This is a genomic window from Pseudomonas sp. NFX98, from assembly GCF_047784845.1.
Classification (GTDB): Bacteria; Pseudomonadota; Gammaproteobacteria; order Pseudomonadales; family Pseudomonadaceae; genus Aquipseudomonas.
In genome coordinates this window covers 134,596-161,098 of record NZ_JBLNNF010000003.1, presented here as the reverse complement: position 1 = coordinate 161,098, position 26,503 = coordinate 134,596, and the positions used below count along the sequence as shown (strand labels likewise).

General features: G+C 59.3%; 23 protein-coding genes. 11 read left to right on the top strand and 12 right to left on the bottom strand.

The window, feature by feature from the left end; all coding sequences use genetic code 11:
• The first annotated feature begins 109 nt into the window (after positions 1–109).
• Complete coding sequence (locus ACM110_RS05105; protein ID WP_416126874.1) at positions 110–2,350, top strand: TonB-dependent siderophore receptor; 2,241 nt, start codon at positions 110–112, stop codon at positions 2,348–2,350.
• Positions 2,351–2,456: 106 nt separating this feature from the next.
• Positions 2,457–2,672, top strand: coding sequence for a hypothetical protein (locus ACM110_RS05100; protein ID WP_272602236.1), 216 nt, complete (start codon positions 2,457–2,459; stop codon positions 2,670–2,672).
• Positions 2,673–2,802: 130 nt separating this feature from the next.
• On the opposite strand, the gene ACM110_RS05095 is transcribed toward ACM110_RS05100, so the two are convergent.
• The 5 genes from ACM110_RS05095 to ACM110_RS05075 all read right to left on the bottom strand — a co-directional run bounded on the left by ACM110_RS05095 (position 2,803) and on the right by ACM110_RS05075 (position 6,252).
• Complete coding sequence (locus ACM110_RS05095; RefSeq protein ID WP_338580753.1) at positions 2,803–3,294, bottom strand: GNAT family N-acetyltransferase; 492 nt, start codon at positions 3,292–3,294, stop codon at positions 2,803–2,805.
• A gap of 99 nt (positions 3,295–3,393) precedes the next feature.
• Positions 3,394–3,975, bottom strand: coding sequence for a DinB family protein (locus ACM110_RS05090; RefSeq protein WP_416126873.1), 582 nt, complete (start codon positions 3,973–3,975; stop codon positions 3,394–3,396).
• Positions 3,976–3,993: 18 nt separating this feature from the next.
• Entirely contained in the window at positions 3,994–5,112 is a 1,119-nt protein-coding gene (zapE, locus tag ACM110_RS05085; protein ID WP_416126872.1) for a cell division protein ZapE, read from the bottom strand.
• A gap of 30 nt (positions 5,113–5,142) precedes the next feature.
• Positions 5,143–5,484 carry a nuclear transport factor 2 family protein gene (locus ACM110_RS05080; protein ID WP_416126871.1) on the bottom strand — a complete coding sequence of 114 codons (342 nt, stop codon included), beginning with the start codon at positions 5,482–5,484 and terminating at the stop codon, positions 5,143–5,145.
• 51 nt (positions 5,485–5,535) lie between these two features.
• Positions 5,536–6,252: a helix-turn-helix transcriptional regulator gene (locus ACM110_RS05075; protein WP_416126870.1), complete on the bottom strand. Its 717-nt coding sequence runs from the start codon at positions 6,250–6,252 to the stop codon at positions 5,536–5,538.
• A gap of 200 nt (positions 6,253–6,452) precedes the next feature.
• Here ACM110_RS05075 and ACM110_RS05070 point away from each other — a divergent pair, with 200 nt between their 5' ends.
• A complete protein-coding gene (locus tag ACM110_RS05070; RefSeq protein WP_416126869.1) occupies positions 6,453–7,505 on the top strand; it encodes an aldo/keto reductase in 1,053 nt (350 codons plus the stop codon).
• 119 nt (positions 7,506–7,624) lie between these two features.
• Here ACM110_RS05070 and speB read toward each other — a convergent pair whose 3' ends face one another.
• Together speB and ACM110_RS05060 are read right to left on the bottom strand one after the other, a co-directional pair.
• Complete coding sequence (speB, locus tag ACM110_RS05065) at positions 7,625–8,584, bottom strand: agmatinase (protein ID WP_416126868.1); 960 nt, start codon at positions 8,582–8,584, stop codon at positions 7,625–7,627.
• A gap of 13 nt (positions 8,585–8,597) precedes the next feature.
• Entirely contained in the window at positions 8,598–9,689 is a 1,092-nt protein-coding gene (locus ACM110_RS05060) for a polyamine ABC transporter substrate-binding protein (protein WP_416126867.1), read from the bottom strand.
• 101 nt (positions 9,690–9,790) lie between these two features.
• On the opposite strand from ACM110_RS05060, the gene ACM110_RS05055 reads away from it, so the two are divergent.
• The 3 genes from ACM110_RS05055 (at position 9,791) to ACM110_RS05045 (ending at position 12,889) form a co-directional block, all read left to right on the top strand.
• A complete protein-coding gene (locus ACM110_RS05055; protein ID WP_416126866.1) occupies positions 9,791–10,693 on the top strand; it encodes a LysR family transcriptional regulator in 903 nt (300 codons plus the stop codon).
• 194 nt (positions 10,694–10,887) lie between these two features.
• Entirely contained in the window at positions 10,888–12,354 is a 1,467-nt protein-coding gene (locus ACM110_RS05050; protein ID WP_416126865.1) for a nucleobase:cation symporter-2 family protein, read from the top strand.
• Positions 12,355–12,415: 61 nt separating this feature from the next.
• Entirely contained in the window at positions 12,416–12,889 is a 474-nt protein-coding gene (locus tag ACM110_RS05045; RefSeq protein ID WP_416126864.1) for an LEA type 2 family protein, read from the top strand.
• A 118-nt stretch (positions 12,890–13,007) separates the two neighbouring features.
• Here ACM110_RS05045 and ACM110_RS05040 read toward each other — a convergent pair whose 3' ends face one another.
• A complete protein-coding gene (locus ACM110_RS05040) occupies positions 13,008–13,931 on the bottom strand; it encodes a carbon-nitrogen hydrolase family protein (RefSeq protein ID WP_416126863.1) in 924 nt (307 codons plus the stop codon).
• Positions 13,932–14,015: 84 nt separating this feature from the next.
• Here ACM110_RS05040 and ACM110_RS05035 point away from each other — a divergent pair, with 84 nt between their 5' ends.
• Positions 14,016–14,924, top strand: coding sequence for a LysR family transcriptional regulator (locus ACM110_RS05035; RefSeq protein ID WP_416126862.1), 909 nt, complete (start codon positions 14,016–14,018; stop codon positions 14,922–14,924).
• A 3-nt stretch (positions 14,925–14,927) separates the two neighbouring features.
• Here ACM110_RS05035 and ACM110_RS05030 read toward each other — a convergent pair whose 3' ends face one another.
• Positions 14,928–15,182, bottom strand: coding sequence for a hypothetical protein (locus ACM110_RS05030; protein ID WP_034146621.1), 255 nt, complete (start codon positions 15,180–15,182; stop codon positions 14,928–14,930).
• A 163-nt stretch (positions 15,183–15,345) separates the two neighbouring features.
• Here ACM110_RS05030 and ACM110_RS05025 point away from each other — a divergent pair, with 163 nt between their 5' ends.
• Positions 15,346–15,663, top strand: a complete 318-nt coding sequence (locus ACM110_RS05025; RefSeq protein ID WP_338580740.1) for a DUF883 family protein — start codon at positions 15,346–15,348, stop codon at positions 15,661–15,663.
• 120 nt (positions 15,664–15,783) lie between these two features.
• On the opposite strand, the gene ACM110_RS05020 is transcribed toward ACM110_RS05025, so the two are convergent.
• The gene (locus ACM110_RS05020; RefSeq protein ID WP_416126861.1) at positions 15,784–16,824 is read right to left on the bottom strand and encodes an Ldh family oxidoreductase; all 1,041 of its coding nucleotides are present in this window, start codon (positions 16,822–16,824) and stop codon (positions 15,784–15,786) included.
• A gap of 219 nt (positions 16,825–17,043) precedes the next feature.
• On the opposite strand from ACM110_RS05020, the gene ACM110_RS05015 reads away from it, so the two are divergent.
• Together ACM110_RS05015 and ACM110_RS05010 are read left to right on the top strand one after the other, a co-directional pair.
• Positions 17,044–21,852 (top strand): dermonecrotic toxin domain-containing protein, encoded by a 4,809-nt coding sequence (locus ACM110_RS05015; protein ID WP_416126860.1) that lies wholly within the window; start codon positions 17,044–17,046, stop codon positions 21,850–21,852.
• A gap of 219 nt (positions 21,853–22,071) precedes the next feature.
• Entirely contained in the window at positions 22,072–23,076 is a 1,005-nt protein-coding gene (locus ACM110_RS05010; protein ID WP_416126859.1) for a FecR family protein, read from the top strand.
• Positions 23,077–23,132: 56 nt separating this feature from the next.
• Here the strand turns inward: ACM110_RS05010 and ACM110_RS05005 are convergent, their stop codons facing one another.
• Positions 23,133–25,475, bottom strand: a complete 2,343-nt coding sequence (locus tag ACM110_RS05005) for an acylase (RefSeq protein WP_416126858.1) — start codon at positions 25,473–25,475, stop codon at positions 23,133–23,135.
• Positions 25,476–25,735: 260 nt separating this feature from the next.
• Here ACM110_RS05005 and ACM110_RS05000 point away from each other — a divergent pair, with 260 nt between their 5' ends.
• Complete coding sequence (locus ACM110_RS05000; protein ID WP_416126857.1) at positions 25,736–26,107, top strand: fe2+ zn2+ uptake regulation protein; 372 nt, start codon at positions 25,736–25,738, stop codon at positions 26,105–26,107.
• Positions 26,108–26,217: 110 nt separating this feature from the next.
• On the opposite strand, the gene ACM110_RS04995 is transcribed toward ACM110_RS05000, so the two are convergent.
• Complete coding sequence (locus ACM110_RS04995) at positions 26,218–26,406, bottom strand: hypothetical protein (protein WP_416126856.1); 189 nt, start codon at positions 26,404–26,406, stop codon at positions 26,218–26,220.
• Positions 26,407–26,503 lie beyond the last annotated feature (97 nt).

Below are 26,503 nucleotides of genomic sequence, written 5' to 3'. Positions count from 1 at the left end.
GCAAATCCCTCAAAGATAATAATTATTCTCGTTTAACCCTAAATCCCTCTCCCCTCCTTCGTCTTTGAACAAACGGAATTTTTCCCTCGACGACAAGGAGTCGGCTGCGATGTTCGCGCCTATCACCCGTTCCATGACTTTTACCCTTGGCCTGTGCGGTGCCGCACTGAGCCCGGATTTGCTGGCTGACACCGAGAAAGACACAGCGCCATTGGCGCCCACGCTCATGCTCGGCGCCACCAGCGTCACCGCCCAGAACCTGGGCAGCACCACTGAAAACACCGACTCCTACACCACCGGTTCCATGAGCACGGCCACCCGCCTGAACCTGTCGATCAAGGAAACTCCGCAATCGGTGTCGGTGGTCACTCGTCAGCAAATGGACGATTTCAAGCTCGGCACGCTGTCCGAAGCGATGAGCCAGACCGCCGGCGTGGTGGTCCAGCACAATGACTCGGACCGGGTCAGCTATTCCTCCCGTGGTTACTCGATCAACAATTTCCAGATCGACGGGATGTTGAATACCTTCAGCTACATGAAGTCCGATTCCGACACCATCATCTACGACCGCATCGAAGTGGTCCGCGGCGCAACCGGGTTGACCACCGGCGCCGGCGATCCATCGGCCACCATCAACATGGTGCGCAAACGCCCGACTTCGCAGTGGGAAACCAAGACCGGGGTCAGCGGCGGCAGCTATGACGATTACTACAGCTACCTCGATGTCGGCGGCCCACTGGCCTTCGACGGACGCCTGCGCGGACGCGGCGTTGTGGCCTATCGCGACAGCGATTCGTACCGGGACAAATACCAGCAGCAGCGGGAAGTCGGTTACGGGGTCCTCGAAGCAGACCTCACCGACGACACGGTGTTGGCGGTGGGTTACGACTATCAGAACAAACACGTGCAAGGCACATCCTGGGGCACCGTGCCGTACTGGAACTCCGACGGCAGCAAGGCCAACCTCGGGCGTTCGACCAACATGGCGACGTCCTGGAGCTCCTGGCCGCTCAAGGACAAAACCGTGTTCGCCAACCTCGATCACCACTTGGGCGGCGGTTGGCAGTTCAAAGCGGCGTATACCCATCGCGAAAGTGACACCGACGGCAAGATCTATTACGGCGGTGGCGGCTTCCCGAACGCTGATCGCAGCGGCATGGTCGCCAACGTCAGCCATATGATCGGCACGCAGAAAATGAAGGCTTATGACTTCAACGTCTCCGGCCCGTACTCGCTGCTGGGTCGCGAACACGAATTGATGGTCGGGTATGGCGAGGCCGAGCGCAGTGAAGAATCGCCGTACACGGTGGACGGCCCGCGAGCGGCCGATTACGAAAATGTCCCCGACTGGAAATACATGGGCAACATCGCCAGGTTCCCCGACACCGTTACCAGCCTGACCGGCGCCAGGGACTACACCCGGCAAAAGGCGGGTTACCTGGCCACGCGCCTGAACCTGACCGATGAACTGCATGCGGTACTCGGCACCCGCTATGGCAGCTGGAAAGCCTCCAGCACCACCAACAGCTATGACGATAGCCTTCAACTGAGCAGCGTCGATCACAGCAGCCAGCAACACAACGACATGTGGACGCCCTACGCCGGCCTGCTATACGACCTCACTCCGGAGTACACCGTTTACGTCAGCTACACCGACATTTTCAAACCGCAGTCCGAGCGCGACAGCAGCCGCAAATACCTTGAGCCAGTGGTCGGTAGCAACTATGAACTGGGCCTCAAGGGCAGCTTGCTGGAAGAGCGACTGAACCTGGCCACCGCGCTGTTCTGGAGCAAACAGGACAACGTTGCCGAACTTGACGACTCGGTGCCGCCGGACCCGGTCACCGGCGAGGAGTTCTATAAGTCGGGTGGCAAAGGCAACAAGGTACAGGGCTTCGAAGCCGAGCTGTCCGGTGAAGTCATGAGCGGCTGGAACATGACCGCCGGTTACACCTACACGCACTCGGTCAACGGCGACGATCAGCGCAACAACACCAACCAACCGCTGAACATGTTCCGTTTCTCGACGGCGTATCACCTGCCCGGCGAGTGGCAGGCGTTGACCGTGGGTGCGGCGGTGAACTGGCAGAGCGACGTCTACCGCGCGGCCAATCGCCCGGTCGGGCGCCGCGCCAATGGCAGCCTGATCACCGAGCGCACGGACATCGAGCAGGACGCGTACACCGTGGTCAATCTGATGTCGCGCTATCAATTCGACGACCACCTGTCGGCCTCGTTGAACGTCAACAACCTGTTCGACAAGAAGTACTACGACAACGTCGGTTTCTACAACGGCGTGTATTGGGGTGACCCGCGCACGGTGACCCTGAGCCTGGACTGGAAACTCTAGGCGATGTTAATTCCCATTTAACGGAATCGGCGGATAATGAGGCTCGACTTTGATTCATAGACTCATGGACGAAAGGCATCCGACACCTGTAAGTGGGAGGCACACCATGAAAAGATCTACGTTGATCCTCGCCGTCCTCATGACGCTGGGCTCCGCCAGCGCCTTTGCCGAAGGCGGCGCCGAACGGATGCGGTACTACTACGAAACGCTGCATTACAACCAGCAAGTGGCGCTGGGCAATATCACGCCAGAACAGGCGAAAGAACTGCGCGTCCCGGACGACCAAACCGCGCAAATGACCGAGTCTTACAGACCGAAATGATTGTTACACCTCTGACTGCTTGTCTGTAGGAGCGAGCTTGCTCGCGATGATCGCCAACGATGACGCGTGCATTCTGGTTAAACGCGGCGTAATTGGTTTTTTCGCGAGCAAGCTCGCTCCGACAGAACGCTTAAAGTGGCTTGATCCAGAACATCATGCGCCCATGTGCCGGGTCGAACTCGCCAGGCGCAAAACCGAACTTGCCGTATGACGCCTGCGCCACCGCATTACCTTCCAGCACTTCCAGGGTGATTTTGCAGCAACCGCGCTGGCGGGCGATTTCCTCGACTTTTTGTAACATTCGCTGGCTCAGGCCCAATCCGCGAAACTTTGGCACCACGGCCACATCGTGCACGTTGACCAATGGCCGACAGGCAAAGGTCGAGAATCCTTCAAAACAATTGATCAGCCCCGCCGGCTCGCCGTTGACAAAGGCCAGCACGCTGAACGCATGGGGACGCTTGGCCAACTCGCCCGGCAACTGCTCCAGAACGTCGGCGGGCAAGGCGTGGCCGCCGCCCATCGGGTCTTGGGCGTAACTGTTCAGCACCAGCCCGATCGCCTCGGCATGCACCGGATTGGTGAAGCTGGCTTGCAGTACAAGTATTTCTGCGGAATCCATTTCCATCCTCGAAAACATTAATTGACCCCAGCGCGCAGTTCGCCCTGGAAGGCCGCACGACGATAGCGCGAGCGCTTTGTGGCGACAATCGGATTAATCCTAATGTCCCCAGATCAACGCTTCGGTCCACCCCAGTTCGGCAAAATCCTCGGCCCGCAGGTGCGCCTCACCGGCACAGAAAAACTCGTCCAGTTGCGGCGGCTTGACTGAGGTGCCGCTGAGCATTGCGTGAACCTGACCTCGATGATGAATCTGGTGCTCCAACAGATGCGAAAGCATGCGCAAGCGACTGTCGTGCTGCGGCGTGTCCCGGGCGATGGTCACGACTTTACCCAGGTCGGCATCGCGCAGTTGCTCGCAGTAGGCGATCAGACGACGGTCGACCTGCGCCTGCTCGCGCTTGAGGTGGGGGGCTGATGTGAACGGCTCGTCGTCCTTGAAGAACACGAAGCAATCGGGATGCGGCTCATCACCGCGCAATTCGCGCTCAAGGGCGTCCACGTAGAACCAGTCACAGGTCAGGATGTGGTTGAGGGTCGCGCGGATGCTGGGAAAGAAACTGACCCGAGGGGCCGCCAGATCATCCGGGCTCAACTGACTCCAGGCCTTGGCCAGTCGGTGATTGGCCCAGGCGTTCTGGTAAGCCATGGTCAGCAAGTGGTGCGAAAGAGGTTGATTCATGGTCAGTCCTCCTGGATATCAAACCTCGGCGAAACGTTGCAGCTGCATTTCCTGCAAACGACTGAGGGTGCGGCGGAACGGGAATTCCAGATAGCCGTCGGTATACAGCGCATCCATCGGCACCTGCGCCTCAAGATACAGCGGCACTTTGCGGTCGTAGCACTCGTCCACCAGGGCGATGAAACGTCGCACACCGTCGTCATGCACCGACAACTGCGGCAGTTCACGGTCACCGGCCTCGACCCGCACAGCAGCGTCTTCAGTGCCACGGGCGATGCGTCCGGCCCGCGTTTGCGCGCTGAGGTTGGGCACGTCACTCAACAGGATAGCGCTGAAGGTGTCGCACAGGGCCATGAAATCCATGGCGGCAAACGGCTGTTCGCAGAGATCGGCGTAGCGGCACCAAAGCACGGTTTGACTGGCCTGCACCACCGGCAGTGAACGGTAACCGACTTTGATTGGCTCGCTGGAAACCGCTTGGCCACCGGTCAAAAGCTTGAACACGTCTGCCAACGCACTGGGCTGCCCCGGCGCCGCCACCCAATATCGTTGCAACCCCTGCCCCGGATGCAGGCGATGATCTTCGCCGCCGTCCACCGCGATCACCTGCATGTGCTGTTTGATCGCAGCGATGGCAGGCATGAAACGGTCGCGGTTGAAGCCGTCGGCGTACAGCTGATCAGGGGGCAGATTGGACGTGCAGACGACAACCACGCCTTGCTCGAACATCACCTGGAACAAACGCCCGAGAATGATCGCGTCACCGATGTCATTGACGAACAGCTCGTCGAAACACAGCACCCGCACCTCTTCACTGAGTTCGCGGGCCAGCGCCTTCAACGGGTCGGCCGTGCCGGTCAACTGAAACGAGCGCTGATGCACCCAACCCATGAAATGGTGAAAGTGCTGACGCCGCGCCGGCACCCGCAGGTTTTGGTAAAAATGATCCATCAACCAGGTTTTGCCGCGCCCGACCGGGCCCCAGAGATACACGCCACTGATCGGCGTGCGACCTTCGTGCAGCGCCTCATGGCATTTTTGCAAGGCCCAGACGGCATGTTCCTGAGCTTCGTCCTGGACGAAGCCCTTCTGTTCGATGGCGTGCTGCCAGGCGCTGAGGGGAGAGTCGACATTCATGCGCGGCAGTATGCCACCAGACAGCGACCGCTACAGTGAAATGTCCAGCCGGGCGATCTTGCCCTGCTCATTCAGGCGAAACATGTAGCGCAGTTCCAGTGGGCTGCCGGGGAACGTGCCGGAAATCAGGCCATTGACCAGCACTTTGCCGGTGCGCTGTTGCACGCCGAGCACTTCGACCCGTGGCTGGTAACGTTCCGCGGTGTCCTGCATCCATTGGGCGATGGACCGGGTGCCGATCCGGTGTTGGCCCTCATCGAACACATTGGCATCTTCGGCGAAGAAACTGCCGATCCGCGAAGTGTCGCGAGCGTTGGCGGCGGCAATGTAGGCGGCGATGGCAGGCGCCAGTGCAGAGGCGGGATTGGACATGTTACAGCTCCTTGTTTGTTGATTCTGGAGCCATGCTAAAACAGCGCTGTGTCAGTTCTTGTCAGGAGTGAAACGCCCGGCATCATCCAGTTGCATCTGCTTGCGCCAGGTGCGCAGCAGGTCACTGCGGCGCCCCGGATAACGCTCACCCTGCTCGCTCGCTTGGGAAATCCGGTCGGTGCGAAAGGTGCGATACGCGCTGCGCAACTCGCACCAGGCGACGATGATTCGCACTTCATTGAGAAATCCCAACGCCAATGGCCAGATCAGCCGTTGACTGGGCACTTGCTGGGCATCGGCGTAATCGATGTGCAACTTGGCCTGGTTGCGAGTAGCTTGGCGGAACACATTCAACGGCACCGCATTCGGCGCGAAACCATAACCGGGCGGTCCCGGCATGACGGTCGGGTTGTGCAGCGCGTCCAGCGCTTCCGGCGCCAGCACTGCGGCAATCTTGGCCAAGGCATCGGCGGCGGCTTTGCTCAGCACCTCATCCCCGCGCTGATCCACGTAACGCAAGCCCAACACAATGGCTTCGATTTCATCGGCGTTGAGCATCAGCGGCGGCAGGAACAGACCACTGCGCAGCACGTAGCCAATCCCCGCCTCGCCATAGATCGGCGCGCCCAGTGCGGTGAGTTCCGCGATGTCGCGGTACAGCGTGCGTTCGGAGATCTCCAGTTCGCCGGCCAGCGTCGCCGCCGTCACCGGACGGCTTTTGCCGCGAAGCACTTGCAACAACGTCAGTAAACGGGTGGTTCGCGACACGATCGGCAGCTCTGTGCGGAAAATTCGTCGGAGCTTAGCAGAGCTCCCTGTCAGAAACTGGCAGTAGTCGATGCTCCCGTTTGTCGAGGTTTTGGCGTTGCAGAAAAATGCGCCTTGACGATTTAAATGACTGGCATCATATTTTATAAATGTTTTAGATCATCTAAATTAACCGCGACGCTTCCTTCTGGAGTCTTCCCATGCATTACAAGGTGTTTGGCCGTAAAACCGGCTTGCGTGTATCCGAACTGGCACTGGGCGCCGGCAACTTCGGCACCGGTTGGGGGCATGGTGCGGAACGTGACGAAGCCAAAGCCATTTTCGACGGCTACCTGGAGGCTGGCGGTAACTTCATCGACACCGCCAATGGCTATCAGGGTGGCCAATCCGAAGCCATGCTCAGCGAGTTCATCGCTGCCGAGCGCGATCGTCTGGTCATCGCCACAAAATACACATTGGGCACGACCCCGGCCGCCGGCATTTCCCACACGGGTAACAACCGCAAGAACATGGTTCGCGCCGTGGAAGAAAGCCTGAAGCGACTGAAAACCGATCACATCGATCTGTTCTGGGCGCACATGAGCGATGGCGTGACGCCGATGGAAGAAATCCTGCGTGGATTCGACGATCTGGTACGCGCCGGCAAGATCCATTACGCCGGACTGTCGAACTTCCCGGCGTGGCGCATCGCCCGCGCCGACCTGCTGGCCGAAGTGCGCGGTTTTGCACCGATCGCGGCGATTCAGGTCGAGTACAGCCTCGCCGAACGCACCGCCGAACGCGAACAACTGCCGATGGCCGAAGCCCTCGGTCTGGCCGCGACTCTGTGGTCGCCGCTGGGTGGTGGTTTCCTCACCGGCAAGTACCGCAACAGTGAGGGCGACAATCGCGCGAGCAAGCTGGGCATGCTGGTTCACGCCGAGAAAAGCGCCCGTGAGACCGCCCTGCTCGACACCCTGCTGGCCGTTGCGGCAGAACAGGCGACCAGTCCGACCCACGTGGCCATCGCCTGGCTGCGGGAAAAAGCCAAGCGTTCGACCACTGCGCTGATTCCGATTCTCGGCTCACGCACCCGTGAGCAACTGGATGCGACCTTGGGCGCGTTGAATGTGCAGTTGAGTGCCGATCAACTGGTGCGCCTGGATGGCGTCAGTGATGTGGCCAAAGGCGTGCCGCATGAAAGCATCAGCGGCTCGTTTGCGCGGTTCAGCGGTGGTGAAACTCTGGATTTGCCAATAGTCCCAGTAGCCTGAAAAAGCATCGCGGGCAAGCCTTGCTCCTACAGATTTTGTGGTGTTCACATATTTTGTGTTCAGCGAAATTCCTGTAGGAGCAAGGCTTGCCCGCGATGGCGTCAACAGGCTCGCCGCATTTACCGATCGACCTTATGCTTGGCCGCATACAGGCACAACATCTCCATCGCCAGCGTCGCCGCCGCCAGTGAAGTGATGTCCGCGCTGTCATACGCCGGCGCCACTTCCACCACATCCATCCCCACCAGATTGATCCCGCGCAAACCGCCGAGGATTTCCAGTGCCTGCACCGAGCTCAAGCCGCCACACACCGGAGTTCCGGTGCCCGGTGCGAAGGCAGGGTCGAGGCAGTCGATATCGAACGTCAGGTACACCGGGTGATCCCCCACCCGCGCCCGAATCGCCTCGACAATCGCATCCACACCACGCCGATGCACCTGCCGCGCGTCCAGCACCGCGAAGCCTTGATGATCATCGTTGGTGGTGCGCAAGCCGATCTGCACCGAGCGCGACGGATCGACCAGCCCTTCCTTGGCCGCGTGCCAGAACATGGTGCCGTGGTCGATGCGCTTGCCCTCTTCGTCCGGCCAGGTGTCGCTGTGGGCGTCGAAGTGGATCAGCGACAGCGGACCATGTTTGCGCGCATGAGCCTTGAGCAGCGGATACGTGATGAAGTGATCACCGCCGAAGGTCAACATCGCGGCGCCGGCGCCGAGGATGTGTTCGGCGTGGGCCTCTATGGATTCCGGGGTCGACTGCGGTGAACCGTAATCGAAGTCGCAATCGCCGAAATCGACCACCGCGAGGTGATCGAACGGGTCGAAGGTCCACGGCCAGTGACGCTCCCAGGCAATCCCGGTGGACGCTGCGCGAATCCCGCGCGGCCCGAAACGCGCGCCGGGGCGGTTGCTGGTGGCGGTGTCGAACGGCACGCCGCTGACCGCTACGTCGACGCCACGCAAATCGCGGCTGTAGCGTCGACGCATGAAACTGGTGATGCCGGCGTAGGTACTTTCGGCAGCGGTTCCGTAAAGGCTGTCACGGGTGATGGCTTGGTCGTTCTGCGCTGGGACGTCCATTGAAGGCTCCTTATTATTGGCGGCTACGGAAAGTGGTCCACACGCGTGTGCGCTGGCGCATGTCCTTGAGGCTCATGCTGCGGTCGGCGTAGAGCCGGCCACGCACGTCGGCGGGCGGATAGATGTCCGGGTCGGTGCGCACCGCTTCATCCACCAGCGGCGTCGCGGCCTGGTTAGCGGTGGCGAAAAACAGCGTGTTGGTCAGCGCCGCGACGGATTCGGGGCGCAACATGAATTCGATGAACTGGCGTGCGGCTTCCGGGTGCGGCGCGTCCTTGGGGATCGCCAGGTTGTCCTGCCAGACGAGCGTGCCTTCCTTGGGAATCCGGTAGGCAATTTCGTAGGGTTTGTTAGCCTTGCGCGCCTGATCGGCGGCCATGCTCGCGTCACCGTTGTAAGCCAGGGCCAGGCAGACGCTGCCGTTCGCCAGGTCGTTGATCTGCCGACCGCTGGCGACGTACAGCACCGAAGGCTGCAATTGATGCAACAACGCTTGCGCGGCTTCGAGATCATCCTTGTTGGTGCTGTAGGGATCCTTGCCCAGATAGTGCAAGGCCAGGCCGATGACCTCTTGCGGCGAGTCGATGATCGCAATGCCACAGTCCTTGAGCTTGCTGGCGTACTCCGGTTTGAACAGCAAGTCCAGACTGTTGAGCGGCACGTTCGGCAGGCGTTTTTGCACCGCCTCGACATTCATCCCCAGCCCCAGGGTGCCCCAGGTGTAGGGCACGCCATATTGATTACCGGGGTCGACAGCCGCGAGTTTTTCCAGCAGATCCGGATCAAGGTTGGCGTAGCCCTTCAGGCCCTCGTGCGGAATGGCTTTCAACGCACCCGCCGCCAGGCCACGGGCCAGAACGCTCGACGATGGCACCACCACGTCATAGCCGCTGCCACCGGTCAGCAGTTTGGTTTCCAGCACTTCTGGCGCGTCGAAAGTGTCGTAGCGCACGTGAATGCCGGTTTCCTGTTCGAACCGTTGCAGGGTTTCAGGAGCTACGTAATCAGCCCAACTGTAGAGGTTGACGACTTTCTCCTCAGCCTGTGCCGCGGCGGCCATGGCAAGGAATAACGCGGGTAGACACAACTTGAACACGGGAGCCATGACGATCACCTGACCGGAGGAAGTGGTTGCAGGATGCATCCTCGGATACATTGGTGAAATATCACGTTTATTAACCTGACATTACTCAGGAGTAATGTTTGATGCTCGGTCAACTCCACGATGTGGACCTGCAACTGTTGCGCCTGTTTGTCAGTGTGGTGGAGTGCGGTGGCTTCAGTGCCGCGCAAGGTGAACTGGGCCTGAGCCAGTCGAGCATCAGCCAGCAAATGGCCAAGCTGGAAACCCGCCTCGGCTATCGGCTGTGCAGCCGTGGCAAGGGAGGTTTCAACGTCACACCCAAGGGCGAGCAGTTGCTCAACGCCACTCGCAGCCTGTTCGAGTCCATCGAAGCGTTCCGTCATCAATCCAACGGCGTGGCCGGGCGCTTGATCGGCGAAGTGCGTTTGGGCTTGTCCGAAGCGCTGGACCAATCGGTGTTGCAACGGGTGGCCGAGGCGATCCGGCGTTTTCGCCAGCGCGATGAATCGGTGCGCATCGAATTGATGAGCGCCATGCCCGGCGAAATGGAGCGCTTGCTCCTGCAACAGCGGCTCGATCTGGCAATCGGTTATTTCTCGCAGATCCAGAACGCCTTTGACTACCGCGAACTGTTCACTGAAACCCAGCACTTGTACTGCGCCGAAGGCCATCCGTTGTTCACCGATGAGGCGCCGGATGATCAGGCGTTGCAAGCCTGCGACCGGGTCGATCACCCTTATCGCTTTCTGCGCAGCGACGAACCGTTTCAGGGCAAGCTGTGTTCGGCACGGGCGGAACAGGTCGAAGGCACCCTCGCCTTCATTTTATCCGGCAAGCACATTGGCTATCTGCCCAGCCACTTTGCCCGTAGCTGGGAAGACAAGGGTTTGCTGCGGGTGGTGCGCCGTGAGGGCATGAGTTTCGAGGTGGCGTTTCATTTGGCCAGGCATCGGGCGTTGGTGCCGGGGGATGCGCAGAAGGCGTTTGAAGAGGATTTGCTCGCCGCGTTCACCATGCCCCTGTAGGAGCTGAGCTTGCTCGCGATGACGGAGTCACATTCGAGGAATGAAGTGTCTGACCCAACGCCATCGCGAGCAAGCTCGGCTCCTACAGGGGATTGCGGCGGCTGAGCGGCTCATCGCTCGCCACAAAAGGGTCTTTCTGGCATCCTGCGCCTCCTTTTTCTGACCCGGCCCCGCCTCCCGGCACGCATACCACCATGACCTCCCCTGAAAAAAACTCGCGCCACAATGACCTGATCTACGGCCTCAACGACCGCCCTCACCTGACGGCTACCGTGTTCGCCGCCCTGCAACACGTACTCGCCAGTTTCGTCGGCATCATCACGCCGACGTTGATCATGGGCAGCGCCCTGGGCCTGCAAAGCGAAATTCCCTATCTGATCAGCATGGCGCTGTTCGTCTCGGGCCTGGGCACTTTCGTTCAGGCGCGGCGCTTCGGTCCGATTGGTTCGGGATTGCTGTGCCTGCAAGGCACCAGTTTCTCGTTCATCAGTGTGATCCTCAGTGCCGGTTTCATGGTCAAGGCCAGGGGCGGCGGCACCGATGAGATTCTTTCGACGATCTTCGGCGTGTGCTTTTTCGCTGCGTTCATTGAAGTGGTGTTGAGCCAGTTCATCGGCAAGCTGCGGATGCTGATCACCCCGGTGGTGACCGGCACCATCATCACGCTGATGGGTTTGTCGCTGATCAAGGTCGCGATGACCGACATCGCCGGTGGTTTCGGCGCTCCCGACCTCGGTGCGGCCAGTCACCTGGGTCTGGCGGCATTGGTGCTCGGGACCATTGTGGTGTTGAATCGAGTGGACGTGCCGTTCCTGCGCCTGGGGGCGATTGTCATCGGTCTGACCCTCGGCTATGTCGTCGCCTGGCTGCTGGGCCAGGTCGACTTCGCCAGCCTGCCCGCCGTGCCGCTGATGAGTGTGCCGGTGCCGTTCAAGTACGGCTTCTCGTTCGACTGGGTCGCGTTCGTGCCGGTGGCGGTGATTTTCCTTGTGTCGCCACTGGAAGCCGCCGGCGACCTGACCGCCAACTCGATGATTTCCCGGCAGCCGGTCAAAGGCCCTGTCTACATTCGCCGGATCAAATCCGGGTTGCTCGCCGACGGTCTCAACTCGGCGATGGCGGCGGTGTTCAACAGCATGCCGATGGTGACCTTCGCCCAGAACAACGGCGTGATTCAACTGACCGGCGTGGCCAGCCGCTACGTGGCGTTTTTCATCGCCGGTTTGTTGGTGGTGCTGGGGCTGTTCCCGATGATTGGCGCGGTGCTGCAACTGATGCCGAAACCGGTGCTCGGTGGCGCCGAGTTGGTGATGTTCGGCACCGTGGCCGTGGCCGGCATCAAGATCCTCGCCGAAGCCGGCCTGCATCGGCGCAACATGCTGATCGTGGCGATATCCCTCGGCATGGGCCTGGGTGTTGCCGCTGTACCCGAAGTTTTGCGTGAGCTGCCGAAGGCGTTGCACAACATCTTCGAGTCGCCGATCACTGTGGGTGCGTTGTGTGCGATCGTACTGAATATCTTCCTGCCGGAAGAGTTCATCGAGCTGGAAGAAGACGATTTCGATCCTGAAGCCTCGATCCTGCAAGTCATGGAAAACCCGGATGTCCCGGCCAAGGGTGAACCCGCCAGGCCTGCGGTTGTCGCACAGTTGAACCGCTAGACAAATGCTCAAGGGCCGAGCCGCTGGCGGTTCAGCCCTTTTTACTTGTGAGAGCACGTTCATGCGCAGCGTACACGCCGTAATCCTTTCCCTCTTGTTGCTCTCCCTGAGCGCCTGCGCCCTGTTGCCGAATCGCGATCCGCTGAACATCAACGTGGTTGGCATTGAACCCCTGCAAAGCCAGGACATGGAAGTCCGCTTTGCCGTGAAGATTCGCGTGCAGAACCCCAATGAAAGCTCGATCAGTTTCAACGGCGTGTCCCTGGACCTGGACATCAACGGCCAACCCTTCGCTTCCGGGGTCAGCGATGAATCAGGCTCGATTGCGCGCTTCTCCGAAACGGTGTTGACGGTGCCGGTCAGTGTGTCGGCGTTCTCGGTGCTGCGCCAGACCTTCGGCCTGAGCCAGGTGCAAACCCTGAACAACATGCCCTACGTCCTGCGCGGCAAACTCGCCGGAGGCTTGTTCGGCACGATGCGTTTCGTCGATAGTGGCAAGCTCAGCCTGCCGGGACCGACGACCGGCAGTCGGTAAGACTGTATCGGCAACACTGAAAATCCAATGTAGGAGCTGGCCTGCTAGCGATGACAGTGTGTCAGTTGTCATAGATGCTGGCTGACGCACCATCGCTAGCAGGCTAGCTCCCACAGGGTCATGTGTTGAAACGAACACCGGGCTTGGCCCGCTCATCCACCGTCAACTCGAACACATCCGGCCGCGCGTAGTGCCCGACCACGTCGTAGTCGTAACGCGCGCGGATCAGGTCATCGGTGTCAATTTCGGCGGTCAACAAGCCGCGATCACCCCGCAACGGACCGGCCAGAACATCGCCCATGGGGCCGACGATCACACTGCCACCGGCAATCAACGGCCGATCCGCCGGCCAGTTTGCAACCTCGATGCCCAAGGCCTGTGGCGAGTCCTGAACCTGACAGGCGCTGACCACGAAGCAGCGGCCCTCGTGGGCGATATGGCGCATGCTGACCTGCCACATCTCACGCTCGTCCACCGTCGGCGCGCACCACACCTCCACGCCTTTGGCGTACATCGCGGTGCGCAGCAGCGGCATCATGTTTTCCCAGCACACCACCGCACCGATGCGTCCAACCTGACTGTCGATCACCGGCAAGGTCGAACCATCGCCCTTGCCCCAGATCAGTCGTTCAGTGCCGGTCGGCATCAGTTTGCGGTGCTTGCCCACCAAACCGGCCTGCGGATCGAAATACAACGCGGTGCAGTACAACGTACTGCCGGACCGCTCAATGACGCCGATCACCAGGTTGGCGCCGGTCCGTGCCGAGAGACCCGCCAACGCCTCGGTTGCTGCGCCCGGCACATCGATGGCATTGGCGAAATACCGGGCAAAGGCTTCACGACCTTCCGGCAGGCGATAGCCGAGTTGCGTACCAAAACCCTCGCCTTTCGGATACCCACCGAGCAGCGCCTCGGGCATCACTACCAGTGCGGCAGCGGATTCGATGATCGCGTTTTCATACGACAGAATCTGTTCCAGCGTCTCAGCCTTGCCGCCGGGCAAGGCGCCGATTTGCAGTGCAGCAACGATTGACTTGGGCATCGCGGTAACTCCATTTGCATCAGGTGTTGCTGATTCTCCGGTGGCACGGGATCATTAATAAAGCCCCATTCACTGCTGAATGATATGACCCAGATGAATATCGCCAACATCGATCTCAACCTGCTGAAAGTCTTCGAAGCACTTCACGAAGAATCGAGTGCCAGTCGCGCAGCACTGCGCCTTGGGGTAACGCAATCGGCAGTCAGCGCGGCGTTACGTCGGTTGCGCGAGGTGTATGGCGATCAATTGTTTGTGCGCACCGGTCGCGGCCTCGCGCCGACGCTCAAGGCCAATCAACTCAAACCGGTGGTCAGCGATGCGCTGAACAAGTGCCGGCAGAGCCTGGCGATGGTCGATCCGGGAGCCAGCCATTACGACGGGCGCTCCGTGACGGTGGGCATGTCGGATGATTTCGAGATTGCCTACGGCCGGCGTTTGATTGAAGAAGTCGCCTGCAGCGCGCCGAAGCTGCGTTTGATCTTTCGCCAGACCCACAGCCAGATCGTCGCCCAGGCACTGATAGAGCGCAGCATCGATTTGGCGATTACCGCCGGAGGGTTTGCCGAGCGCCTGCTCAGTCGTCAGGTGTTGGGGGAAGGGAGTTACGCGTGCCTGATCGACCCGCTCAGCCTGGCCGCAGGACAGCAAGGCATCAGCCTTGAGGAATTCGTCGCACGCGAACATATCCTGGTGTCGTCGGGAGGCTTTATCGGCATTACCGATGAGGGACTGGCGGCGTTGGGTCTGAGTCGACGGGTCTGCGCCTCGACCACGCATTTCGCGGCATTGCCGCATCTGCTCAAGGGCAGTCAGGCGGTGGCGACCATTCCGGCCCATGCCGCCAGCAGCATCGCGGCGCTCAGTGGCCTGATGTTGCTGCCCTGCCCTTTGGCGTTGCCGCGCTACCCGATCGAACTGGGCTGGCGCACCAGCACCCAGCTCGATCCGGTGGTGTTGAAAGTCCGTGAGGCCATTGTCGCGAGTTTTGCGTAATCGTTATTTGCTGGCAGCCATCAGTCGATTGACTTCACTGCGCACCATGTTCGAGAACTCGGGCGGCGACATGCCGTCCAGCTCGGCCCGGACCCACTCGGCCCATTTGCCTTTGCGTTTGGCCCGCTCGCCGAACAACCGTGCAGCTTCACCCTTGGCTTTGCCCAGGTTGTTTTGCCAGAGTTCGAACAGTCGGGATTTTTCATCTTCAAGCGCAGCGCGCTCGGCAAGGGGTTTGTCGGCCAGATTGAAGCTCATGGGAATTTCCTGCTGCGTAAAATAGGCGACATCTTACACTGTAGGACGAAACGTCCTGCGCTGGATTTCTTCGGGATTGCGCCAGAACGTTAAGTCGCTGCAACTTTTTCAATCGCGGCGCACTCCATTGTTCACTGTCCACTTACCTGCAAGGAGTACTTCAATGGCCCGGAAAACCGCCGCCCAAGCCGCCGAAGATCAAATCAAGGATCAGGCCTTCAGCGAACTTCAGTCTTTGATCGAAGAGTCGGAAAAACTGCTGAAAAGCAGCGCTTCACTGGTCGGTGAGGAAGCCGAGACACTGCGTGGGCAAATCGCCCAGAAACTCCAGCAGGCCCGGGACTCGGTGACCAGCGTGCGCGACCGGACCCTGCCTGCAGTCGAAGCCACCGAAACCTACATCGGCGGTCATCCATGGCAAACCGTGGCGGTATCGGCCGGTTTCGGTCTGGTGGTCGGTTTGTTGTTGGCACGGCGCTAACCCTCCCAACACCCCAAACCCTGTGGGAGCGGGCTTGCCCGCGATGGCGGCGTGTCAGGCAACTCATATGTCGACTGAAACTCCCTCATCGCGGGCAAGCCCGCTCCCACAGGTCTTGTGTCAGCTGCCCGCCAACTCCCGCAAATTCGCCAGCGTCGGCTCGTCCAGCACAACGCCATTCGTTTGCGACTTGGCACGTTGAGAGTGACGTCGATCACCCGGCAACCGCTTCAGCCCCACACCATGCATCTGCCGCACCAGCTCTTGGCTACGCTCGGCAAAGCTCTGCCCGGCGGCTTTGCTCGGGTCGATGACAATCAGCAACTGACCGGTCCACGGCGTCTTCGCGCCCGGATGATTCTTCCAGTCGAACTCAAAGGAAAAATTACCCCCGGTCAACGCTGCGGCCAACAGCTCCACCATCATCGACAGCGCCGAGCCCTTGTGCCCGCCAAACGGCAACAACGCGCCGCCTTCCAGAATCGCTTTCGGGTCCTGGGTCGGCTGACCGAGGCCGTCCACGCCCATGCCCGGTGGCAAACGCTCGCCCTTGCGCGCGGAAATCTGCACATCGCCATGGGCAATGGCGCTGGTGGCCAGGTCGAACACAATTGGCTCGCCATCGGCACGCGGCGCGGCAAAGGCAATGGGGTTGGTGCCGAACAACGGCCGATCGGCACCGTGGGGTACGACGCAGGTCATGCTGTTGACCACGCTGAGCGCCACCAGCCCTTCATAGGCAAAGGGCTCGACGTCCGGCCACAACGCGGCGAAATGGTGCGAATTGCGGATCGCCAGGACCGCGATGCCGGCGCTGCGGGCTTTTTCCACCAGCAATGCCCGCGCGGCGGCAAGTGCCGGTTGCGCAAAACCGTTACCGGCATCGACCCGCACGAATCCCGAAGCCACATCCTCAACCACCGGAACGGCCTTGCCGTTCACCCAGCCGCTCTTCAGGGTCGAGACATAACCGGGAATGCGGAACACCCCGTGACTGTGCGCACCGTCGCGTTCGGCGCCGGCGCAGTTTTGTGCCAGCACCCGAGCGACATCGGCCGACGTGCCGTGACGCAGGAAGATCTTCTCAAGCAATGCCGTCAATTCAGCCAGCGACAGGTTTTGCGAGACAACAGTAGACACATGATCGTGTGGCGCAGACATCTGAAGCTCCAGACTAATTATTGGAGGGGGCAACAGCGTACGTAGACCGCCGATTAACAACGCGCGGCGAGTGCGCTGTCAACCCTTCAATGGCGCCTGTTTGCACGAACATGGGCTTGCCGTGCGTTAACTATCTACCACCCGTGCCATGGCCCCGGCTTTTAGTCTCGACGCTCCATCCAGTGGCGCTCTGCGCCGTGCCTTGCTCGAGACTCGATAATGCCTACATCCGCTGATCCGCTGTTTTTCCCCGAAGCCCTGCAGTCCCCCGGCCTTTGGACCGAACTGGGCAAAACCCGTGGACTTTCGCAAAAGGATTTTCAATGGTTCAAACATATCGAACTGGCTACTCAGACCCTGCGCAGTCAACAGTCGCCAACGATGCTCGCCGAAAGAATCCTGCTCGGCATTGCCGACCAGCAACCAGTGCCTTTGGCCGGCAGTTTCGTGTTGAGTCCCACGCCGGAAAAAAGCGGAGTGATTGCCTATACCCCCTACGCCGGCATTCAGAAGTACTACAGCCGCGCGGCGTTGACAGAACACCTGGTACAGCAACTGAACGACGCAACTGAAGATGACAAACTGCTCGCCTGCATGTCCCTGGACCGGCGCAAGAAGCTCGCGGCAGCCCCCCATGTAAAGGTGACCTACCAGACGATCGATGGCGACGTATTCGAAGACCAGCGTGCCGCCATCGGCGATAACCGGAGCCTGAATGACCAGGCCATGCTCGATGAACTGATGGCGCTGCCAACGCTCACTTCGTTGCTCGATACAGTACTTGCCAAGTGGCTGGCATCCACGTTTCCCGGACTCGATCAGCATCGGACCCAAGTGAATTTCTATGCAGCTTCCCCTACAGGCCCGAGCGCCGGGCCCACTCGTCTGTGGATCAACTCCCTGTCCTTGAGCGCCGCGATTCTGTCGTATTACCGTGAGCAGCAATGGCCAACCGGTCAGCACGTTGAGTTTTCCCACCCGCAAAAAACCGCAGCAAGTACTGACCATCAGCACTGGGACTTCGCAGTCAAATCCGTTTGCGCAAAATTGTTCAGCCTGCTGTCGACGCAACTGGAGCATTTCTGGAGCGCGGCCAGCGCCGATGGTGTGTCACGACGGGAGTTTTTTGCCAAGGCCATTCGTGAACAGGCACGAGCAGACATCCTGCTCAAGCGCGAGGCCGAAATTATCAGTCCCGAACAGAGCACGCTGCTGCATACCCTCATCGAACCGGTTTCCGATACCGCTCGAAGCACAACCGTGGAAACCGTGCGCCTGTGGGAACACCAGGCCAATTATGTAGAACTGGCGGGTTCGCTGATGATCAGCCACGCGAAAGCCTGTCTCTACACCCCCACCCACGGGTTACAGGTGCTCAAAAACTACCAGGACTTGAAAGACACTTTGCGCAGCAAATTCAGCGCGGCCGGTCACGAAGACGAACTTTACGGCCTGCTGAGCCTGGACGAGCGCAACCGTTTTATCGGTTTCCAGCAACCCCATGTCACCGGGGAAGTGGTTTCAGGGTCGATTTTCAAAACACTGTTTGAAGCGATCATCGTCAAACAACAACAAAACCTGGAGCACGCCCTTCAACTGTTGCGTTACAGCGACGATGCCGTAGATATCCATGCCTTGTTCGATAAGGCGCTGGATATACGCTCCATGATCAGCGAGCGGTTGCTGGCGCTACCGGCTGACGGGCGCTGGAGTACGCGGCCCGTGCTGTCCGGAAGGCAAACGCCATCCCTGGTTCTTGCTGATACCGCTGCGGCGCTCGTCAAGACTTTCAGCGATGTCGAAACGCTGGTCAGCACCGAATTTGCTGCACAGCCCTTGACCACGCTGGCGCTGCAAAAGGTCTATCTGGAAAACATGCAATCACGCCTGGCTCATGCGCTTGCCGTCGGTATGCGTGGGGAAGCGCGTCTGCGGGTACTCGCCTCGACGTTGCGCGAAGCAGACCGGGCGATAGTCGACACCGTGTTCAATCCCGACAAACCGGATCGCGCCAATCGCAGTGTTCTCAACGGATTCCGGCCAGACGCTTACTCATTGGTCCTTGAATGTGCCGGTCAGGCTAGTGTCTTGCCGCTGGCCAATTGCTTTCTGTTGACCGAGCGCGGCGGGCTCGACATTCAGCACTCGGGGCGAGCCCTGCTGTGGACGCCGGCGGCGGGGCTGGAAGTGTTCGGTGGCGTTGACCGTGCGAAACAGGAACTGAACCGGCGTCTGCAAGCCCCTCGAAAGCGCCTGAATCTGCTGGAAAACCTCACCCCTGCACAGCGTCAGTTCCACCAACGCTATTCGCTGAACTCGTTGCGGCTGATCGATGGCAATGTTCTGCAAAAGCTGACGCAATCAGCCATCGAGCATTTTCTGGGTGCTTGCGAACACGTGCGCTCACTGGAGCTCACCGCGGCTCAAAAACACAACGCGCTAAACAAACTGGCGCAGGCGGCAATCGACAGCAACTTGCGCAGAGCCACGCAGTTATCACAAGCCATTGCCTGCCGACCCTCCCTGCCGGTCTGGCTCGGTTTGGCGCCGGTAGAAGCACAGCAATTGCACCTCGAACTACTGCAGCAGTACCTCAATAATGTCAGCGAAGACAAAGACTATCTCAGTGGTCTGCCAACCGTGACAGCACATGTTCACGATACGCTCGCGACGTTACTTCGCAGTCGCTTCCCCGGAGCCGTGACCGAACCGAACGACATTGAAATAGTTCCGGACTTGGCCTTGGCCGGGCCATCGCGCAGCCTGACCGAGTTGGCGCTGAATCCCGCCAGCATTGCCGACGGTTCGGGGTTCAGCGTCCGCTCGAAAACCGGTGCTGTGCTTCCCGCCGGCCTTGATCAGAAAGCAGTCCGGCAGCTCTTGTTATCACTGGATATCCAGAAAGGATTCACTAAAAAAATAATTGATCGTCTGTCAGGCAACAGCGATGAAGCCAAGGTTCGATGCTTGCGATTTATTCAGCAATTACCTTGGCAACTCATGCAGCATGCCCACGCCCTGCACCTTCAACAGCGACTGTCCGCGGCGGCGTTCGACTTGGTCCAGCAGGTTTTGGACATGCCCGACGACATTGCCCGAGCGGCAGTGCAAGGCGCCCATGCCTTGGTGCGCCCATTGGCGCTGATCAAGACGGCTGGCGCTGCGGCGGTGAACGCTCTCGGTCTGTACCTTATCGGCCCCGGTGCCCGACATAAAGGATCACATATCCTCTATGCGCCTTACCACACAGGTTCGCTTTTCACCGAGTTTGAAAGCGAGACCAGCCTGCTCGCCGCGATTCATGCCAAAGGTTCTCTGCAGGATCTGTTGATTCGCCGGCTGCCGGCAAATCAACAGTCCGTGTTCCGTAACTTGCTCCTGCCCGCTGTCGATAAATCGATGGAAATCTCACTTGCCTCTACTCCCATCATTGGCAACCTGCTGACCCGATTGTTCAGCGACAACACAAAGCTACTGGAGCACCTACTGGGCAGTCTGTCGTCGAAGTCGCTTCAGTCGGACTGGAGCACGATAGTCAACTTGTTCAGTTCCGGGATCAAACGGATTGCAGGCCTGTTGCCGGGCAAACTGGCCTACCCGCTGTTTCTGTGGCAAAGCTACAAAGATGCCAAGGCCTCCGCCGAGGACCTGCAGGATCATCACTGGAAACGCGCACTGGAGGAATTTATCGCCGGTGCCGCGCAATTGATCTCGTTGGGGCGGCTGTCACTTGAGAACTCCATTGAATCCGCACCGGTATCTACAGAAACCGCGCCTGTGGCGAGAGCTGTAGAAGACCCACAGTGGTCGAAAATCCAGCCGACAGCGCCGATGCGCACGCTGCAGCAGCCCTTCGAAGCGCCAAACGTTGCCTTGAAAGATCTGACCAGCCAGCCTGACGATGGCACTTACCTCGATCCGCTCAGCAAACATCAGTTCGCTGCTGTCGCCGGGAAAGTCTACCGCGTCGACAAACCGGGCGCGGTCTTGCAACTGCGCAATGCCAACCAGGCAGGACCTACACTGCTGAAGTCGCCAGGCGGGCAACAGGTGATGGACCTGGATGCGCACACCGTGCATTTCGGCAAGGCCTTGTCGAAGATGCACAACGAGTATGCGGCCAGCCATGAAGTCAACCGAGCGCTGAACATTGAAGCGCGAGGCATGACCACCATTCGCTTGTTGCAACCGGACCGGGCGCGCCAGATCGTGCAGGCCATCGATATGGCGCGCTTTTATGCGTTCAACAGCCTGCACAATCTGGCGAAGCCCCGGCCGCTTGTGTCTGGCACCCGCCTGAATACTTTCCTCAAGGGCTTCTTTGACGTCACCAGCGTTAACGCGCAACTGATCGATAAAATCAAAAAAGCCATTGTTCCCGTGTGCAACGCCCTGGTGGACCCGAATGAGGACTACATGAACACCGAACGTTTTGTCATCGGTTCCAACCGATTCCCGAACGCAAACATGATTGCTTTCGTGGTGGACAAGGATGAACGCAAGGTTGTGCATTTCACCGAGAAATTTTTCGATCAGCAACTCGATTGGTACAAGTCGTGCCTGACCGAGCCTTTCGATGTCGACGCCCACAGCCAGGCGTCCACCCTGATTCACGAGTTTTCGCACCTTTATTCAGACGCCATGGACATTGCGTCTCTGGAAGCTCGCCGCCCTTTCAGCGACCTCGTTGCCCCCAATACCGCCTATGGCGCGGCCATGAAAAATACTCAACAGGTGTTTCAGCGCGAGGCACTGTCACTGGCAACCCCGCCAGAGGAACTGTTCTCCCGCTGGAGTGGCGCTGCACAAGCCTGGGTCGGTCTGGACAGCATTGTCAGCACCGAACACGTGGGCAAGGCGATCCTCAAAATCACCGGCTGCGCCACGATGGCCGAGGCGCGCACGGCATTTTTCGATCCCCTCAAAGCGGACACGCGGATTGACGTCATCTTGCGCAACGCCGACTCGATTGCCTTTTTGATCGGTCAAATGGGCCGGCAACTGGACCCGGTGCCTGCAGAGTCCTGATGTGACCCTGAAAAATGCGCAGAACCGCTGTTCTGCGCAGCTATCGGGCAAATAGAGAACTTTTTGATCAAATTTTCACGCCGGGTATGAATACTGCTGCCCGCTGGCGTGTTTATCGCCAGCGGGCAAAAATAAACACACTTTGATGGGTAATTGCCATGACAGATGTTCTCGGCGGCTGCCCCTCAAGGTTAGAATGGCGGAAATCAGGATGAGTCAATGACCGACCACTCTCTCTCCCAAGCCGAATACGACGCCATCACCGATGCCGCAGCGCACTGGTGCATGCGCTTGCATGCCGATGACTGCACCGCGCAGGAGCGTCTGGCGTTCGAGCAGTGGCTGGATGCCGACCCGCTTCACGCATTCGAGTACGAGGCGATGCTGGAAATCTGGGATGTTGCGGGGGATCTGCCTCGTCCCGAACCTGTCGTCGTGCCGATTGTGCCGGTAAAACACCAGACACCGTGGCGCACCTTCGGCATGGCCGCGGCCGTATGTGCATTGGCGTTGCCGCTGGCGGCCTATAGCGGCTGGAACCTCGGTTGGCTGCCCAATTCGTACCAGCACTTTGAAGCGACCAACAATGTGCGTCAGGTCACCTTGAAGGACGGCAGCCAGGTGGAACTCAACCTGGGCAGCGAGCTGACCTACAGCAACTACAAGGATCGTCGCCAGGTCAGCCTGAACAAAGGCGAAGCCTTCTTCAGCGTGACTCACGACAGCAGCCACCCGTTTGTAGTCAAGGCGGCCGAAGGCAAGATCCGCGTCACCGGGACCAAATTCAACGTCTGGATGTATGAAGACCAGGTGAAAGTGAACCTGATCGAAGGTTCGGTGCTGGTCAGCAGCAATGACGACTTGCCGGGGGACGGCTTGAGGCTCGGTCCATCGATGCAGGCGAGCTACGGCCACGGCGACTACATTCCGCGGATCCGCCAGACCTACGACAACGACAATTCGCTGGCCTGGCTCAATGGCAAACTGGTGCTCGACAATCTGGCGCTGAGTGAAGCGCTGCCGTTGATCAACCGTTATCTGGAAACACCGTTGATGGTTGCCGACAACAGCACCGGCGCGATACGCATTGGTGGCATCTACAACATCAAGGAACTCAACACCCTGGTGACGACCCTGCCCAAGGTGCTGCCGGTCTACCTGACCCGTAACGAAGACGGCAATCCAGTCCTGAATTCCATCCCGCAAAAACCTCCGAAAAGCTAAAAGGCCGCAACCCTCGCGGGGTGCGGCCTTCGTCTGTCTCTCAAACACTCATCACATTATTGCGAAGCCACCTTCGCAGCCTTCTCGTCCTGTTCACGGATCGTCAGGGACTGATATTGCGGATCGGACTTGATCTGCTGCTCGGTAAACGGCAGCACGCTCAGTTGTTTCTTCGAAAACGCCAGTGTCTGGTCCCGCGAGTATTTCGACGCTGGGTCACTGGATAGCGAGAACGCCAGCAGCCCTTTGGCCTGCGGTCCCTTTTCATCGAAGGTCACGACTTGCAAATAACTGGTGCCGCTGACCACTTCACGCTTGCCATCGGTTCTCGGTACGCTCTGGATGGCGTTGTAGACGCCCAAAGTGCCCGGCCCGCCGTGAATCGGCGTTTGCTGGCCGCCACTGCTCACCACCTGGATGTCACCCCAGCGGCTGTCCTTTTTCAGCCCTGAAGCATTGACCTGCTCCACTGACGCGAGCATTGCCTGACGCAGCGCCTGCGCGACTTCCGGCCGGTCGACCGCCAGGCCACGCGGCGTGTGTTGCGGGTCTTTCGGATCGAATGCTACACGCCGGACGTCAGGCGCTTGCTCCAGCGGTTCCATGACATTCTGGAAATGCACAAAGCCCAGCCCACTGTCGAGATTTGCCTTGCGATCCCAAGCCTTGAGACTGGCGCACAGCGGTGCCAGCGTTTTCGCATCGCCGCCCAAACCGTCCGCGCAGAATTGCAACAGATCCGGCATAACTTGCGCAGCTTGATACACCTGATCGTCCATCACCATGTGTTGCAGATCCATCGCTGCCAGCGGGCCGGCCTTGGCCAAGGTGTTCAGGCGATCCAGGGCGAAACGCGAGCGCAGGCCCAATGGCTGGCTGTCCTGGCTGATCAATGGCGAGAAACCGGTCAGCGGTTGCGCCGGGTTGGCCATCCACGCGGAATCGTTGGAATGCTGCACGAAATCCTTGCGCAACAATTGCGGCAGTTTATCCGCCGCATAAATGCCTTTCTGTGCGGCTTGCGGGTCGATATCCCACGCACAGGCGCTGTTGGAGCCGTCGAGGACGATCATCTGCAAGCCGATCCGTGGATCGCTGCACTGGGCCAGTTTCTCGGCACTCACGTTCGGCACCACCGACAGGTTCATGTACAGCGTTTGCCCCTTGTCGTCGGCTGCCAGCGTGTTGACCCACGGGATGCCCTGGATTTTTTGGACGCTGTCCTGGAAATCCTTGAGATTTTCGGCACGATTCATCGCGTACCACTGTTGCAGAACGCGGTCGTTATCAAGGTTGGCGTCACGCAGGCTGTAGGCAAACTGATTGTCCCAGTCCAGTTTTCCGGGCCACTGCACGATCGGGCCGAATTGCGAGCTGTACACATCACGGGAAACCGCTTTCACCGAACCGTCCGGCAGCTTCACGTCGACCGTCAGCGTTTGTTTGTCCATCGGCAACGACTTGCCGTCGAGCAGGTAGCGGGTCGGATCCTTGGGATCCAGTTGCAGGCGGTACAGGGTGAAATGCTTGGACGAGTCCACGGTGTGGGTCCAGGCCAGGTGCTGGTTGAAACCGATGTTGATCATCGGCAGGCCCGGCAACGCGGCACCCATCACATCCAGTTTACCGGGAATGGTCAGGTGCATCTGATAAAAACGCATGCCGCCGACCCACGGAAAATGCGGATTGGCCAGCAGCATGCCGCGGCCGTTGAAGGAACGATCACTGCCCACCGCCACGGCATTGCTGCCGCGGTCCAGAGCAAAACGCTGCATGCGCATGTCCGCCACCTTGAACGCTGTCTGCTTGCCAATGTTTGCGGCGACAGCCGGCGGCGTGGTACCCGCCAAAGCTTCGGCAAACTGGCCGACGCCACCTTCTACCAACAGTCGGCGGGTCAACTTGACCAGATCCATTGCGGTGATTTCACGCACCCAGTCGCCCTGGCACTGTTGCGGCAACCCCTGTTCACGCCGTTCCGCCAGCGAGCGGTTGTAGCCGGCCACATAGCCTTCCACCAGTTCACGCACTTCAGGGGTTTGCGCCTGCCAGAACCCGGCAACCGCTTGCGGCGTGTTCAACCAGGTGAAAAACAGATCGCTGACCTGGTTCTCACGCTCTTCGACCGTGAGTTGATCCGGGCCGAAAAACCGCGAGCGTTGACCGTTCACCGTCGCGATCTCATTAGCCAACAAACACAGGTTATCCTGAGCGTAGGCATAGCCGATTCCGTAACCGAGCCCGCGCTCGTTCTCGGCACGAATGTGCGGCACGCCGAAACTGGTACGGCGGATATCGGCACTGGCCTGCTCAGGCTGGCTGCGCGCGTTCGCCGCAAGACTCAGCCCCAGAAACACACCCGCCAGGCTCAACCTGGTTAACTGGCTGGAAATAATCACACTCGCTCCTGATCGAAAAACGATGGTCACAGTTCTGCGTACAAACACGCACTGCGCATCCTGTTAGGGACGAAGCAAACGAAAAAAATTTAGGAGATTGAATTGCGGCCGCGCACTGCGAAACAGAGGCGTCTGACAGACCGATGACGTAATGACGACAAAATTTCTACATTTAAGTCTTCATGATTTTGGTCGCTCATACGTCTTGTTATGTAAGAGCGCCCATTTTTTCCGATCAGGCTCTGAAAAGGAGTTTTGCCATGTACAACTCGCAACTGCCAACGGACGGTAGCAAAGCGCCAAAGGGCACCGCCCTTGGAGTCGGTGTATTCGAGCAGCCCACCGAACTTCACGGCAACGAGCGGATTCGCTTCCTGCTTAAAAGCTTTGGCCTGCGAACCAGTCTGATTCGTCTGAAAGTCATCGACGCCCTGCTGACGGCCGCTGAAAGCGACCGCAGCCTGGGTGTGCGTGGTGTGCACACTCATTTGCTGGAGCTGGATATTCCGCTGTCCTTCCTGAGTGTGCGGGAAGTGTTGAAACGCTTGTGCAGCGAAGGCGTGATCGTGCTCAACGCCGACAAAAGCTACAGCCTGGACCCTCGGGCCGCGGCCGTTCTGCACCACCACTGATGGTAGCAGCGAGTCTGATCCGGACGGCGTTCCAACAAACACCGTTCGGACATCGCGTTCATTCAGAATGGGCGCGTTGTCGTTGACGTCCATCGCGAGCAAGCTCGCTCCTACAGCTTGACCTTGCGACGTATCACGCCGTTGATCACGACCACGACCACCGCTACGCCAATGGCGATGTACTGAAACTGTTTTTCGCTGATGACGCCGGTGTTCTGCAAATACGACAGGCCAAACATGATCCCGAGCACCGCCAGGGCGATCAGAATTGAATATTTCAAACGTTGCGACTGGGTCATTGGCAGTTCCTGAATCTGAATAAATGTATCCGCTTTGTATCCGAATGCATGCCAAGCCCCTACCGTATTTCGGGGATGAGCCGCTGCAAACGGGGTC